Origin of the sequence: Alteromonas sp. 38 (assembly GCF_902506055.1) — a bacterium.
GTDB lineage: Bacteria > Pseudomonadota > Gammaproteobacteria > Enterobacterales > Alteromonadaceae > Alteromonas > Alteromonas lipotrueae.
Window position 1 is genome coordinate 1886359 of sequence record NZ_LR733300.1, and the last position, 13721, is coordinate 1900079.

General features: G+C 40.8%; 14 protein-coding genes. 10 read left to right on the top strand and 4 right to left on the bottom strand.

What is annotated here, in order from left to right:
- The first annotated feature begins 9 nt into the window (after positions 1-9).
- Together FLAVO9R_RS08025 and rmf are read left to right on the top strand one after the other, a co-directional pair.
- Complete coding sequence (locus FLAVO9R_RS08025) at positions 10-1779, top strand: DUF3466 family protein (protein ID WP_159530314.1); 1770 nt, start codon at positions 10-12, stop codon at positions 1777-1779.
- A gap of 303 nt (positions 1780-2082) precedes the next feature.
- Positions 2083-2259: a ribosome modulation factor gene (gene rmf / locus FLAVO9R_RS08030; protein ID WP_013784086.1), complete on the top strand. Its 177-nt coding sequence runs from the start codon at positions 2083-2085 to the stop codon at positions 2257-2259.
- 80 nt (positions 2260-2339) lie between these two features.
- Here the strand turns inward: rmf and fabA are convergent, their stop codons facing one another.
- Positions 2340-2858 carry a bifunctional 3-hydroxydecanoyl-ACP dehydratase/trans-2-decenoyl-ACP isomerase gene (gene fabA / locus FLAVO9R_RS08035; RefSeq protein WP_057791803.1) on the bottom strand — a complete coding sequence of 173 codons (519 nt, stop codon included), beginning with the start codon at positions 2856-2858 and terminating at the stop codon, positions 2340-2342.
- Between the two features lie 131 nt (positions 2859-2989).
- Here fabA and FLAVO9R_RS08040 point away from each other — a divergent pair, with 131 nt between their 5' ends.
- Positions 2990-3265, top strand: a complete 276-nt coding sequence (locus FLAVO9R_RS08040) for a hypothetical protein (RefSeq protein ID WP_159530316.1) — start codon at positions 2990-2992, stop codon at positions 3263-3265.
- Between the two features lie 124 nt (positions 3266-3389).
- On the opposite strand, the gene FLAVO9R_RS08045 is transcribed toward FLAVO9R_RS08040, so the two are convergent.
- The gene (locus FLAVO9R_RS08045; RefSeq protein ID WP_159530318.1) at positions 3390-4703 is read right to left on the bottom strand and encodes a DASH family cryptochrome; all 1314 of its coding nucleotides are present in this window, start codon (positions 4701-4703) and stop codon (positions 3390-3392) included.
- A 117-nt stretch (positions 4704-4820) separates the two neighbouring features.
- Between FLAVO9R_RS08045 and FLAVO9R_RS08050 the strand changes: the two genes are divergently transcribed.
- The 7 genes from FLAVO9R_RS08050 to FLAVO9R_RS08080 all read left to right on the top strand — a co-directional run bounded on the left by FLAVO9R_RS08050 (position 4821) and on the right by FLAVO9R_RS08080 (position 12768).
- Positions 4821-6266: a cryptochrome/photolyase family protein gene (locus FLAVO9R_RS08050; RefSeq protein ID WP_159534492.1), complete on the top strand. Its 1446-nt coding sequence runs from the start codon at positions 4821-4823 to the stop codon at positions 6264-6266.
- Between the two features lie 7 nt (positions 6267-6273).
- Positions 6274-7812: a cryptochrome/photolyase family protein gene (locus tag FLAVO9R_RS08055; protein WP_159530320.1), complete on the top strand. Its 1539-nt coding sequence runs from the start codon at positions 6274-6276 to the stop codon at positions 7810-7812.
- A complete protein-coding gene (locus FLAVO9R_RS08060) occupies positions 7799-7936 on the top strand; it encodes a DUF2256 domain-containing protein (RefSeq protein WP_082604920.1) in 138 nt (45 codons plus the stop codon). The genes FLAVO9R_RS08055 and FLAVO9R_RS08060 overlap by 14 nt, the downstream gene beginning before the upstream one ends.
- 41 nt (positions 7937-7977) lie before the next feature.
- Positions 7978-9342, top strand: coding sequence for a DUF2254 domain-containing protein (locus FLAVO9R_RS08065; protein WP_159530322.1), 1365 nt, complete (start codon positions 7978-7980; stop codon positions 9340-9342).
- 58 nt (positions 9343-9400) lie between these two features.
- The gene (locus FLAVO9R_RS08070; protein WP_159530324.1) at positions 9401-9748 is read left to right on the top strand and encodes a hypothetical protein; all 348 of its coding nucleotides are present in this window, start codon (positions 9401-9403) and stop codon (positions 9746-9748) included.
- A gap of 1291 nt (positions 9749-11039) precedes the next feature.
- A complete protein-coding gene (locus FLAVO9R_RS08075; RefSeq protein ID WP_159530326.1) occupies positions 11040-12143 on the top strand; it encodes a tyrosine-type recombinase/integrase in 1104 nt (367 codons plus the stop codon).
- Between the two features lie 268 nt (positions 12144-12411).
- Entirely contained in the window at positions 12412-12768 is a 357-nt protein-coding gene (locus FLAVO9R_RS08080) for a hypothetical protein (RefSeq protein WP_159530328.1), read from the top strand.
- A 61-nt stretch (positions 12769-12829) separates the two neighbouring features.
- Here the strand turns inward: FLAVO9R_RS08080 and FLAVO9R_RS08085 are convergent, their stop codons facing one another.
- Both FLAVO9R_RS08085 and FLAVO9R_RS08090 read right to left on the bottom strand, forming a co-directional pair.
- Positions 12830-13186 carry a diacylglycerol kinase gene (locus FLAVO9R_RS08085; protein ID WP_159530330.1) on the bottom strand — a complete coding sequence of 119 codons (357 nt, stop codon included), beginning with the start codon at positions 13184-13186 and terminating at the stop codon, positions 12830-12832.
- 108 nt (positions 13187-13294) lie between these two features.
- Positions 13295-13717, bottom strand: a complete 423-nt coding sequence (locus FLAVO9R_RS08090) for a universal stress protein (protein WP_159530332.1) — start codon at positions 13715-13717, stop codon at positions 13295-13297.
- Between the last annotated feature and the right edge of the window lie 4 nt (positions 13718-13721).

Here is a 13721-nt window from a genome sequence, read left to right on the forward strand (position 1 = left end):
GGATTTTAGATGAAACGAACTCAGCTTGCCGTCGCCGTTCTGTTGGCAACAGGTAGTGTTTCGGCAGTCGCCGAAACCTACACCGTGACACCACTTCCTTTGCAGGATGTTGGTCAAAATACCTTCGCTCGTTCAATTGATAATACCGGCAAAATGTTATCAATGGTGCAATTGGAATTTAACCCGCCTGTTGATGTAGAACAGCTAGAAGAAGATACCAGTTTCTTTACCACGTTTTCAGGGTCTCTTGAAAACGAAGATGATGCAGTACAAGGTGTATTTACTGATGCTGATTATACCTTAGTCGTTAACTTTCTTCTTTCAAACCAAGACAGTTCAACAGGTCAGAAGCTCGCGAGCTTCAGAACCTATTTAACCGATACCACTGATATAGACTTGGTGCCTGGTTTAGATGAAGTAACCGACAAATTTGATGATTACACCCAATCTGTTGAAGCAGGCGGAAGAGATAGCGTAAGCGGTAATTTTATTGTTGGTGATTCTCCAGGCGTAGTTGTTTTGGATGAATATGAAAACGAAGATGGTAATACCATCAATTACACCTACTCAGAATTACCGCAGCAAGCGTTTGTTCAAACTAGCAGTGGGTCATCAAAAGTTATTCCAGCCGTTGATGACACCTTAGGTGGCTTCTCGTCAGCACGTGCTGTGAATCAAAATCTACAAGTCGCTGGTTTCAGTACCGTTAGTTTTTTAGATACGGTTGATGAAGCAGTCGAAACTTGTGAAGACGACGAAACTCGTGGTGATTTACCGGAAGGCCGCTGTTATTTCAGTATTTACGGTGGTGAATTTAACGTACCACGTATATCTAGTTACTTCGTAACAAACTCCACTAGCTTTTTATCGGGTTTCATTCTTTCATCGGAAGTCAACGCGACTATTTGGCAATTAGATGTCAACGGCGATGTGATAAGCACTGACACATTCCCATTACTTTTCACGCCGGAAGAAGACGACACCTCACATTACTTTTCTTATGCCTATGACATTAATGAACAAGGTATTGCGGTGGGTGAAGCGTTAACGGGTGATGCGGTTACTATTACACGCCCTAACTCTTCTGGCTTAAATGAAAGCGAGCGTGTTGCCACCGTATATAGAGACGGTGAAACACAAGAGCTCCTTCCGAGAGAAGAAAACTTACTTAGCCAAGCGATGGCGATTAACGATAACAACTGGGTAGCAGGTGCAGTGTTGCGTGAATCGAGTGATATTGCACGTTCTCGTTTATTCGCATACAACTTAGATACCACTGAGCAATTATACCCCGACGGTTTCTTTGCCACTGCCGGTGTTCAAGCGAATGCCATCAATAATAATAATATTATTGTAGGTAAATCTGACTTTGATGCGACATCCGATACTGTTCGTGAGACACACGCGTTCATGTTCAATATTGATACTGAAGAGTTTCTGGATTTAAACGACTTAACGCCGTGTGACAGTGAATACACGTTGCTAGAAGCTATCGATATTAACGATAATGATGAAATTATCGCTAATGCGCGTATTCGATCCACCAGCAAATATGTGACGGGTGCTGATGTGATTAACTCAGCAGGTGAAACCATAGAGGTTGATGCTATTGTCGCGGTGAAACTATCACCTACTGGCGGCGCCATCGACGATTGTAGTATTGATGAAGACGGTGATGAAGTAGATGACAACTTTGAGCGTAGCGGTGCTTCTACGAGCTTCTTTGGGTTAATGGCGCTAAGTTTACTGGCCATTTTCCGTCGTAAATTGAAGAAATAATCAATTCGCTCTATTTTTAGTTATTTTTCAAAGGCCGCTCGTTTTTAGCGGCCTTTTTTATTGCTAAAGGATTTAAAAATTGAAATATATATGCCTAAAAAGTGTAATATAAAATTCATCTATATTTCATTGCATTACCAAATGTCAATGCTCTCTTTACAATAATTGTGTTGAACCATTTTGCACATTGCACTATCACAGTAGTGTGCACAATGACTTTTCCGCCACTATCAATTGAAAAACGATGTATTGGGCCCGAGAGAGAATTTGTAGCACATCCTACAAAGTTAAAGAGGCTAATCAATGAAAAGACAAAAAAGAGATAAACTGACACGCGCCCACTCAAAAGGGTATCAAGCTGGTATTAGCGGTCGTTCAAAGGATATTTGTCCTTTTCAACAGAATGACGCTCGGTCGGAATGGTTAGGAGGCTGGCGCGAGGCGGTAGAAGACAGGCACGTAGGTCTTAGTGTTAAATAACGTCTTCTCTCTTAAAAAGTGATTAAGCAATGAAAAAGCCCCAGTAATGGGGCTTTTATCGTTTTGACGCTTTACGTTTATTAGAAGTTAGATGTGTCTTGGAACAAACCTACTTTAAGATCTTTCGCGACGTAGATTTCTCTTCCATCTACTTCAACAGAACCATCCGCCATTCCCATGAATAGCTTACGTTTGATAACACGCTTCATGGTGATTTTGTAAGTAACTTTTTTGGCAGTAGGCAGTATTTGCCCTGTGAATTTCACTTCACCGACGCCAAGAGCACGACCTTTGCCTGGTCCATCACACCAACCTAAGAAAAATCCGACCAGCTGCCACATGGCATCTAATCCCAAGCAACCAGGCATTACAGGGTCACCTGGGAAGTGGCAATCGAAAAACCAAAGATCTGGCGTAATGTCTAACTCTGCAATTATTTCGCCTTTCCCATGTTCACCGCCATCTTCAGTAATAGAAACGACACGATCCATCATCAGCATGTTAGGGGCGGGGAGTTGGCTGTTACCAGGACCGAACATTTCACCGCGGCTGCATGCTAATAAATCTTCTTTGTTAAAACTATTTTTTCTGTCTGACATTCCCAACTCGTTGTTTTTTAAATTCGCGCTGCTAATTTAGCGAACACTTGTACGCTAAACAACTCCGAACAGTCATTTTTCTAAATAAAAACGCGTGTTAAACTCGAACTACTAACGAGCCAGTGATTACTATGACAGAAAATACGAACAACAGTACAGTAAAAGAAAAGGCAAAAGCGAATGCTGATAAGCAGCGTCGCTTCCGAGAACGTCAACGAGATGCAGGAAAAAAGCTGGTCAGAGGCTATGTTTCCCCTGAAGCTAAGCTCTGCTATGACGAAATTCGAGAGAAAACAGGGTGGAGCGATAGTGAAGCCGTTTCTAACTCAGTACGTTTAATGTATGCCGCTTATAAATGTGGCCAAATTAAATTACTTAATGAGTGGTTACGCAAAAATAACCGATAACCCGTTTTCCCTAGCCTTAGCAGGGTTACACGTAACCAAAATAGCTGGATTTACGTCTTGCAGGCTACGCATAACCTGAGAAAAGGCAGACTTATTACGTATTTTTATGGGAAAAGTAATGGCGTTAGTCTAACCATTTTGCACAGAACTCTCCTTTCGGGTCATAGATTTCGGTTTGTTTCTGCAAATTAAACTGCCGGTTCTCTCTTGGGTCTGTACCTACGCCCGCTAGGTACAGCCAATTTCCCCAATTACTAGCCACATCATAATCTAATAATTGGCTCTCGAACCAAGCCGCACCATAGCGCCAATCTTGCCTTAATTCGTTCACAAAGCAACTTGCCACCAATTGTCGACCTCGATTAGACATATAACCCGTAGCGGCCAGTTGACGCATACACGCGTCAACAATTGGGTATCCTGTTTTCCCGTTACACCAGCCACCGAATATTTGAGCGTCGTGGGTAGTGTTTGGCATTTTTGATTTAATACCATCGAATTGAAACCACTTTGGTCCAAACTTTTGTTGAAGCCAGTAAAAATACTCACGCCAAAGCAACTCAAAATGAATCCAATAGGTTGAATCATTTTTAACCACATCTCGCTCGTACTTTTTTACTTCTTGGATTACGTACCGCGCCGAGAGGGCACCTGTGGCTAACCATGGCGATAGTTTTGTACTTTCTCGCCAACTATCTAACGCGTTTCGTGTTTCTTTATAACTTGCAGCCACTTTCCATTCGAATAGATAACTATTTAAGTGAGAGAGCGCCGCGTCTTCGCCTCCAACGAAGGCGCCTTCTGTCTGTTTACGGTGTGGGCAACTATTGAGCTTATATAGGCTTTTAGTGTCTATATCTGGCGTATAAGACCTAGGTAATGCAGTTAACGTCGCCACAGGTTCACACGGCTTTATCACAGACTCAATTTTGCGTTTAAACGGTGTAAAGACATCCGGCATAATTTCAAGATTGAAAGGGAGGTCTTCTTGATTAAACAGCGAGCTAGCTTCGCCTGTTACTATTTCAATATTGGGGAAAAAACGCGAAACCGCTTCAACTTCTCGGCGCTCGTTATAGCCGCCGTGTTCGGTCACCCCAAAGTGCGTATAGGCATTGGATGAGAGTAATGACACCAGTAGTTCAGGTGTTTGGCCTTTTAAAGTCAAAATAGAGTGACCCAAAGTGCTCGCTTTTTCGTTTAATGCTTCTATTGTATCTATAACAAAATTAAAACGATGTTCACCAACAGGTTGAATACCGTAAGCGTTTGGTACAAACCAGCTGTCATCAATTATGTAAAGCAGAGTCAATTCGTCGACCTGCTGACAAAGCGATGATAGCGCCACTTGGTCGTGAAAACGCAAGTCGTGGCGAAACCAAAACAGGCCTCTAGTGCGTTTTGTCGAATCACGCATCACATGATTATCCAGTATCATAGGGTTCCCTCCCTCATACCTTTTTTAGGGGTAGACGGATCCTGCTTTTAGCGATTATCGTATCATGTGCATGCTTAAGTGTTTATAAATTGTTCAAAAAAAGGGTTAACAGTGACAGTGCCAGTGCCAGTGTCGATAATGTGGTTCAGACAGGACCTTAGAGTAAAAGACAACCCCGCGTTAAACGCAGCCTGTGATGAAGGAAAAATAATCCCGATTTATATCTACGATGATGATGCACCCGATGGCAGAGTACTAGGAGGTGCTAGCAATTGGTGGTTACATCATTCGCTACATTCACTGAACGATAGATTAAATGGCCATTTAAGGGTGTTCAAAGGCGACCCTAAAACCCTGATCCCAGAGTTAATGGAAACCTATGATGCTAAGGGAATTTATTGGAATCGCTGTTATGAACCTTGGCAAATTAATCGTGATAAAGCGATTAAAAAGCAGCTCTTAGATAATGACTTTGAGGCGCACAGTACTAATGGGAGCTTACTGTGGGAACCGATGAAAGTGCTTAAGAAGGATGGTACGCCATATCGAGTATTTACCCCTTATTATAGAAAAGGCTGCTTGAACGTTGAGCCTCCACGCTACCCCCAAGCACCGCCAGCACGAATTACATACGCCGATGTTGAAGATAATACAAACGCTAAGGCTAACAGTCCGTGCGGTATAGACGCCCTTAACTTACTTCCGTCACTTGATTGGGACAGTGATTTTAAAAACCATTGGAAACCAGGAGAAGATGGCGCTGCTGACAATTTACAGGGTTTTATTGAGCACTCTGCGCGCCAATATAAAGATGCCCGTGATATTCCGTCAATGAATGGAACGTCTCATCTATCACCTCATCTGCACTTTGGCGAGGTTTCGCCCAATCAAGTGTGGTATGCCATAAAAGACAGGTTTGAAACCAGTGAAGATAAAAGTATAGACACATATTTAAGTGAGTTGGGCTGGCGTGAGTTCAGTTATTACTTGCTGTACCACTTTCCAACCATACCGAACAAAAACTTTAATGATAAATTTGATAAGTTCAATTTGCGCAGTGATGCAAAATCTCTTAAAGCCTGGCAAAAGGGGCAGACTGGTATCCCTATTGTTGACGCGGGTATGCGAGAGATGTGGCAAACCGGGTATATGCACAACCGTGTACGTATGATTGTAGGGTCGTTCTTGGTTAAAAACCTTCTTATTAGCTGGCACGAAGGCGAACGCTGGTTTTGGGACTGCCTAGTAGATGCTGATTTAGCCAGCAATACTGCAAGTTGGCAGTGGGTAGCCGGTACCGGCGCCGACGCTGCACCGTATTTCAGAATTTTCAATCCGTTACTACAAGGTGAGAAGTTCGATAAACAAGGTAAGTATGTAAGAAAGTACTGCCCTGAACTTGCCAACCTTCCCGATAAATACATTCATAAACCCTGGGATGCGCCGCCGGTTATCGCTAAAGATGCGGGCGTACATTTAGGAGATACTTACCCTAAACCCATCGTAGATTTAAAAGCATCGAGGCAGCGTGCTCTAAATGCGTTTCAGGCTTTAAAAGAGTAGGGTAGCCATGTCTTCTTTAATACTTATTTTAGGTGACCAGCTTACTTACAATCTGCCTATTTTAGAAAATGCGACAAAAACGAAAGATACTGTACTCATGGCTGAAGTGCGTGAAGAAGCCACTTACGTTAAGCATCATAAAAAGAAAATTGTTTTTCTTTTTAGCGCCATGCGACATTTCGCAAAAGCGTTAAAGGAAGATAATTTTAACGTCAATTATATTGAGTATAACGATGAGGTAAACCAAGGCAGTTTGCTAGCACAGGTAAAGCATGCGCTAGCAAGCGGCGAGTTTGACAATGTTAAAGTAACTTCACCGGGTGAATATCGTTTGCTAAAAAGCATGCAGCAATGGGAGCAAACCCTAGGTGTGCCTGTCAGTATTATTAATGACGCTCGTTTTCTAGCCACTCCCCAAGAATTTAGTGATTGGGCCCATGACAGAAAGCAGTTACGTATGGAGTTTTTCTATCGAGAGATGCGGAGAAAACATGGCATCTTGATGGAAGATAAAAGCCCTATTGGCGGGAAATGGAATTACGACGCTCAAAACCGAGAGCCCATGCCGGCGGGTACAACTGTGCCTTCGCATACGCAATTTAAAATAGATGCGATCACCCAAGGTGTAATTAATTTAGTTGAAAACGAGTTCAGCAATCATTTCGGTGACATTAGCCCCTTTCATTTTGCCGTTACCCGAGACGATGCGCTAACGGTTCTGAGCGACTTCATTGAAGAAAGGTTACCCCATTTTGGCCAGTACCAAGATGCCATGGTTGAAGGCAAACCTTGGTTATATCATTCCCATATCGCGTTTTATTTGAACTGTGGTTTGCTAAGCCCAAAAGAAGCTATTGATGCAGCGGAGTCAGCATACTACGCCGGCACTGCGCCGCTTAACTCAGTTGAAGGTTTTATACGACAAATACTGGGATGGCGAGAATTTGTTAGAGGGTTCTATTGGCACTTCATGCCAGGTCTTAAGAGTGACAATTATTTCAACCATAATCGCTCACTCCCCGATTTCTTTTGGGATGGTCAAACGAATATGAATTGCATGCGCCAATGCATAAAGGAAACACAAGCGAACGCGTATGCGCACCATATTCAGCGACTAATGGTATTGGGGAATTTTTGTCTTTTAACGGGGTTGTCACCCGAAGAGGTTCAGCAGTGGTATTTACTGGTTTATGCAGATGCGTACGAGTGGGTAGAACTGCCTAATGTAGCAGGCATGATTTTATACAGTGATGGTGGCCAACTCGCTAGCAAACCTTATGTCGCAAGTGGCAGTTATATTAATAAAATGTCGAACTACTGCAAAAACTGCGGTTATCAAGTTAGTAAAAAAACAGGTCCTAAAGCTTGCCCTTTCAATTACTTATACTGGCATTTTATTGATAAGCACAAAGAAAAGCTAAGCCGCAATCCCAGAATGGCAATGATGTATAAAACGTATGGCCGAATGAAAGATGAAAATATCGATGCAATGAAAGACAGCGCGACAATTTTTTTAACCAAATTATCTGAAAATGAAGAAGTCTGATTTACCAAGCAAAATGTGCCCAGTGTGCAACAGACCCTTTACTTGGCGGAAGAAATGGGAAAAGAATTGGGATAACGTAGTGTATTGTTCTAAACGATGTGCCGGAAACAAACGTATGAAATAAAACCTGCTAACTATAATCATAAAAACGAAGGACTCACGTTCATGGATGCGCCTATTACAGTAGATAGATTGCGGTTTTTGCTTTTTAGCTTTAAGGAGAAACTGTGGGTAAAGCCGCTATCACTATGCATATTATCAATAGCTGCTGTATTCGCCTCGAAACTGGCAGACGGTACCGCACTCGCTGAACACCTGCCTAAAGTCGAAAAATCGTCGGTAGAAACCCTGTTATCCATTATGGCATCGAGCATGTTGGTCATAGCGACTTTTTCGGCAGGCACTATGGTAAGTGCCTATGCATCTGCCAGCAGGTCATCGACGCCACGTTCGGTAAGTTTAATCATCTCAGACGATGCCTCACAAAATGCGCTGTCTACTTTTGTCGGTGCGTTCATCTTTAGCGTAGTCGCCATTACGGCATCAAGTAACAACTTCTTCAAAGACGCTGGAATATTTCTTCTTTTTTGTCTTACCTGTTTAGTATTTGCGATCGTCATTCTTACGTTTATCCGTTGGGTAGACAGTGTCGCTAGGCTAGGCCGTGTGGGCTCAACAGTACAAAAAGTTGAAGCTGCCGCAATGCGAGCCATTAATCATCGGCTATCGACGCCAAGGCTCGGCGGTAAGCAGCAGCCGAACTATGTGAAAGAGCAGGGCGGTGATCTCTCAAAATACCAAACCCTATCAACCGATAGTATTGGCTATGTTCAAATGGTTGATATGGCAAAAATACAAGCGTGGGCTGAAGAACGAGACACTCAAGTACACATCGCTATGTTACCTGGGCAATTTTGCACACCCGATAAACCATTGTGTTATATAGAAAGCATTAAGCCGAAAGAGCCTGAGGATAACAGCAAAAATAAAAGCAGTGATAATAAAGCAGATGAAAAAAGCGATAAATCAGCGCTGCTTTCGGCATTTCAAATTGGCAGCGAACGTTCTTTCGAAGCCGACCCAAGATATGGGTTGGTTGTATTATCAGAAATAGCATCCCGCGCACTTTCGCCTTCGGTTAACGACCCAGGAACCGCTATTAGTATACTTGGCAGTTATACACGACTGTTCATTAGATGGGCACAAAAAGAAAAGAACACTACGTCAGATGATATAAAATACGATAAGGTGTCCGTACCTAACATAAGTACGGCTGATATGTTTGATGACGCATTCACCGGTTTAGCGCGAGATGGTGCATCCATGATTGAAGTTTCCATAAGAATGCAAAAGACCTTGGATGCCATTGCTAAAACAAGCGACGATAACATTGCTAAAGCTGCAAATAAACACGCCAAAAAAGCTTATGAACGAAGCCTAAAAGCTTTAATTTACGAGGGCGATAAAGAAACGTTAAGTGCAGCAGTGGATAAATTAACCCATAAAAATACTAATTTACGAATGGACTAGTTAACGCCAAGTAATGGATTTAAATACGCGGACTGTAAAAAGATTGAGGTAGCGTTTAGTGAGCACAATAGACAGCGAAAAAAAACAACATATAGAAAATGTTATAGCGTTTCCTACATGCTTAACGGAAGTAAGAAAAGTTATTACAACCTATATTACTAATAAGCTAACTGGCTGCTCGAAAACTTTGATAGATACCGCAATAGAAAATAGCGTTAATCATTACAAGCAATTTGTACACAATGCGAATATTACCGAGAGTGTTGAAGTCTCTTTATCAGAAGACGACCTTATTTTATTAAATAAAAGCCTGACTAAAATACAAAAAGAAAACCGCAAGCAGTTGTTAAGCATGTTAGAACGCATAATTATATTAGAAATAGAAAATGCGGCTTTGAAAAACTGAGGCTATAAAGCTGTTAGCTTTAAATAATAACTTACACGTTAATTTTAAAAATCCTTCCTTAACTCGTTTCCAATTAAAATTGAAATTCTAATCATTCCATCTATAAACTCCTAAAGAAAATATTCATAGAGTAGCAGTAGATTACAATACGCGTGTACGCGAAAACTGCCTATGGATACCACGTAAAACGTCTCAGATTTTAATCTCACGCACGTTATAAAAACACATCTCAAAACCACGCAATAACGAAACACAGAAAATGTGTGTAAGCCATCACGCACGACAAAGATACTGAGAAGACTGGCATCAACCACCCTAAACCCTAATATACCTAATTGCGCATAATGTATATTATGTTAAATAAGGTATTGATGTAGCTATGGAGGTAGGCGCATTTATGTGTCGATGCATTTCTAACTCTGTATCTCGCTGTGGCCAGTCTTAAGGCTGTTCCCTGTCCTAGGGTTAGCCATGCTTTACCGCTGTATTTAAATTAATTAGGCTGAAATGGAAACTCATTTCTTAAGTACAACAATTAGAAGCTTTCTGTGGATTATGCACTCACTGTTAAATTTGTAGCTTGGCAATCATTATTAATAATTTAGTGGCAGCTTTAAAAATACGTTACGTATGTTTATTACTAACGAGACGTTATTAAGCTTGTTGAGTATTTATATGGAAACAAATTAGTTAGTTATTTATTTTATAAATGTGATTGTGTGTCTCAACGAGCCCTTATCGTTTTTATGCATAAATGATAATGTCAGGATTTATTATTAATAATTAGATTTGTTTAACAATACGATATTCATCGTTTGAGCAGCGTTTAATTTAACGCGGTGATTATCTACTACTTCTTATTTACTTTTATTGCCGAGGATAAGACGCCTAACCTTTTTTACAATTTTTATTTTATACTTTGTCTGTTGTAGGAATTTTCTAAGTGATGCTAGTTGAATAGACGCTTAACCTAGTGCTGAGTATGTTAATTGTTTGGAGAGTAAGTTTAGACCCAGTAAAGTTGAAACTTGGGTAATTTTAACGTGCTTCTACGTGAAATCTGAGAACATAACAGAGGTATATGCTGTTAAATTTTACGTAGCGCACGTTTAATATATAGCCGATTAGTAAGGAAAAATTGGATTATTACCAACGCAACTGTATATAAAAACAGTATACATGTGTAGAATTGGGTTAATACAAGGCTATTCTCGTATTTCACGCATGATAACTGTAATTATCATGCGTGAAATTCCTGTGTTAATTATAATAAAAGCAATGAGTTAGTTAGATGTCGTCTATATTCAAACCTGGTTCAAATACACAACTGTCTATTGTCGATGGTGACACTGCTAGTACAGAACGAGCTGAATATGTTGATGCGTATTTTCGTGACATATTCACAAAGCTACCTCGCAATACCCAACGCGCTTATATCAGTGACTTTAACGACTTTGCCATTTTCTGCCAGTCAGAACGTATCGACAGTTTTAATGATGATTTCTCTCATAATGAATACGCAATTAAACGCTATGTAGAAGAGCTGTGTAAGTCTCCCCTAGCCTACAGAACTATCAAACGCCGTCTGTCAGCGCTGAGTAAATTTTTAGGCATTGCAAAACTTCCTAACCCTATCATCCAATCGGTTTATCTGCGGGATTTCGTTCGTTTGTCACTTATTGAAAATCGTAAGTTCCAACTTAGTCATAACCAAGCCGTTCCGCTTTCTATCGACTTATTGGACGTAATAAACAATAAAATTATTCCAGACACATTATTAGAGATGCGTGATTTAACTATTATGAACTTAATGTTCGATGCACTGTTACGAGCTGATGAGTTAGTACGTGTATGTGCTGAGCATATTAGTAGACGTAATAATGCAATTTTAGTTGTAACATCAAAGTCTGATCAAAGCGGTAAAGGTTCACATCGTTTTATTTCTACTAGCACTATCAACATGGTTGATGAATATATATCAGAGGCTAATTTCGATGCTAAGACACAGAGCGAAAGACTTATCGATGATCCTCGCCGTATAAACAAAGGTATCCTTTTTCGCCGTGTGTCAAACCGTGGGCATGCGTTGCTGCCTTATAACGAACAGCCAAATACACATCATCATTCACCAACACATGAATCTGCAATTCTCGATTATTCGAGTGTTTATCGAATATGGAAACGAGTTGCAGCCCGTGCAGGAATAAAAGAAAACATTACGCCTCATAGTGGCAGAGTTGGTGGCGCAGTTTCACTAGCAGAAAATGGTGCTACCTTGCCTGAACTCCAATTGGCCGGAGGCTGGCAGTCCCCTGAAATGCCTGGTCACTATACTCAACAAGCCAACGTTAAACGCGGTGGAATGGCCAAGCTGTCAGAAAAATTTAAGCGCTAAATTTGGGTTTTGTATTAGCCTTATTGTTCAAATAGGATTTCCCTCGTTATTTTTTCTATTATCACGATTTTTTCCTTTTTGATCCAATCTTTATCTTGTTGATATAAGAGCTTTATTTTTAACTTTTGGTTATGCGTAACTATGCAGGGCTGTATACGCCCTTTATCGCTCCCGTTTTTCTCTCTTTTTTTTTGTTTACTTTCAAATTTGAACCCATTTATCGAATGGGTTCGTACCAACTAGCATAGGTATTAAAAAAGGAAATGTTATGTCTAACGGTATTAATGCGTCACACGGTAAAACTATCGCTGAACTCGTCATCCCATCTAAGACCTGGTCTCTCCACCCTGAAAAAAAACCAGCATTCACTGCAATTGATGAAGCTATCGATTACTTTGCTGATAGCAATGAGCCACTTTATATTAAGGTGCCATTTGTAGATGAAGACGATGATGTATTGGTTCATGTTAATTCTAGTGGTGAAGATGTGGTGTTTACTATTTCCGATTTGAATCACGGTGGCGAAAGTCGCGTTGATGCATCACACCTTAAGAACTTAAGCAGTTCGGTGGTAGCGCTAATCGAGCAGTGTTACGACAAAAAGAAAAGCCCTGAAACTATGTAATAGGTTAGCCATCTTTTTGTAGATAAACGTATATCTTCACAAATTTACGTTTTTAACATTATTACAATAAGATGATTCCCCACGTTACTAACGCCAAAATCAAGCTGATAAATACTGCGGCTGAACCAATGTCTTTGGCCTTCCCTATCAGTTCGTGCATATCAGTACTTACGTGGTCTGATAGTTTTTCCACGGCAGTGTTAAGTAGTTCTGTGATCAGCACGACAAACAGCGAAAAGAGTAACAATACTCTTTCGCTGTTTGTTACTTCTAATATAGACACAATGGGAATGAGTAGCGCCATCGCTACAACTTCTTGTCTCACTGCAGCTTCGCTGGAAAATGCCGCTTTTATTCCTCTAGCGGAATAGATAGTTGCAAAGTACAAACGAGTAAAACCTGATCGCTTTGGTGGCATAACATTACAGTGTTTTAGGTCATAATTCTTAAACACTAACTTATTTAAATGACAGATATGTTACGTATTTTTTTGCACTATCATTAAGCGCACTGACTTTTTTATTGTTTAGATTTTTACTGCCAAAACATCTCTTTTCACACCGTGCAGCACAGCATTCGCTGTAGAGCCTAGAAGAAGCCGAAGACCACTTTGTCCATGTGTCCCTATTACTATCAGATCGGCGTTTAACTTTTCAGCTAAGTGATGTATTTCATCCGCAGGTGAACCAATTTCTACGTTCACATTGCTGTCTGGAATATTGTTGATTGCCGCGATATCTTTCAACTTTGTCATTGCTTGTTCTTGCACGTCTTGTGAATAGTCACGCTCCAAAAACAGTCCGTATGGCTCAACGTTAGTTTGTGGAAATGCCACATAAAGTAAATGAACGTTTTTTGGGTCTGGCGCAACCCGCAACGCTCTCGATAAAATTTGCGAATAGTCTGAAAACACATCTACAGGTACTAAAACAGTATTGTAATCTTCCATTAGT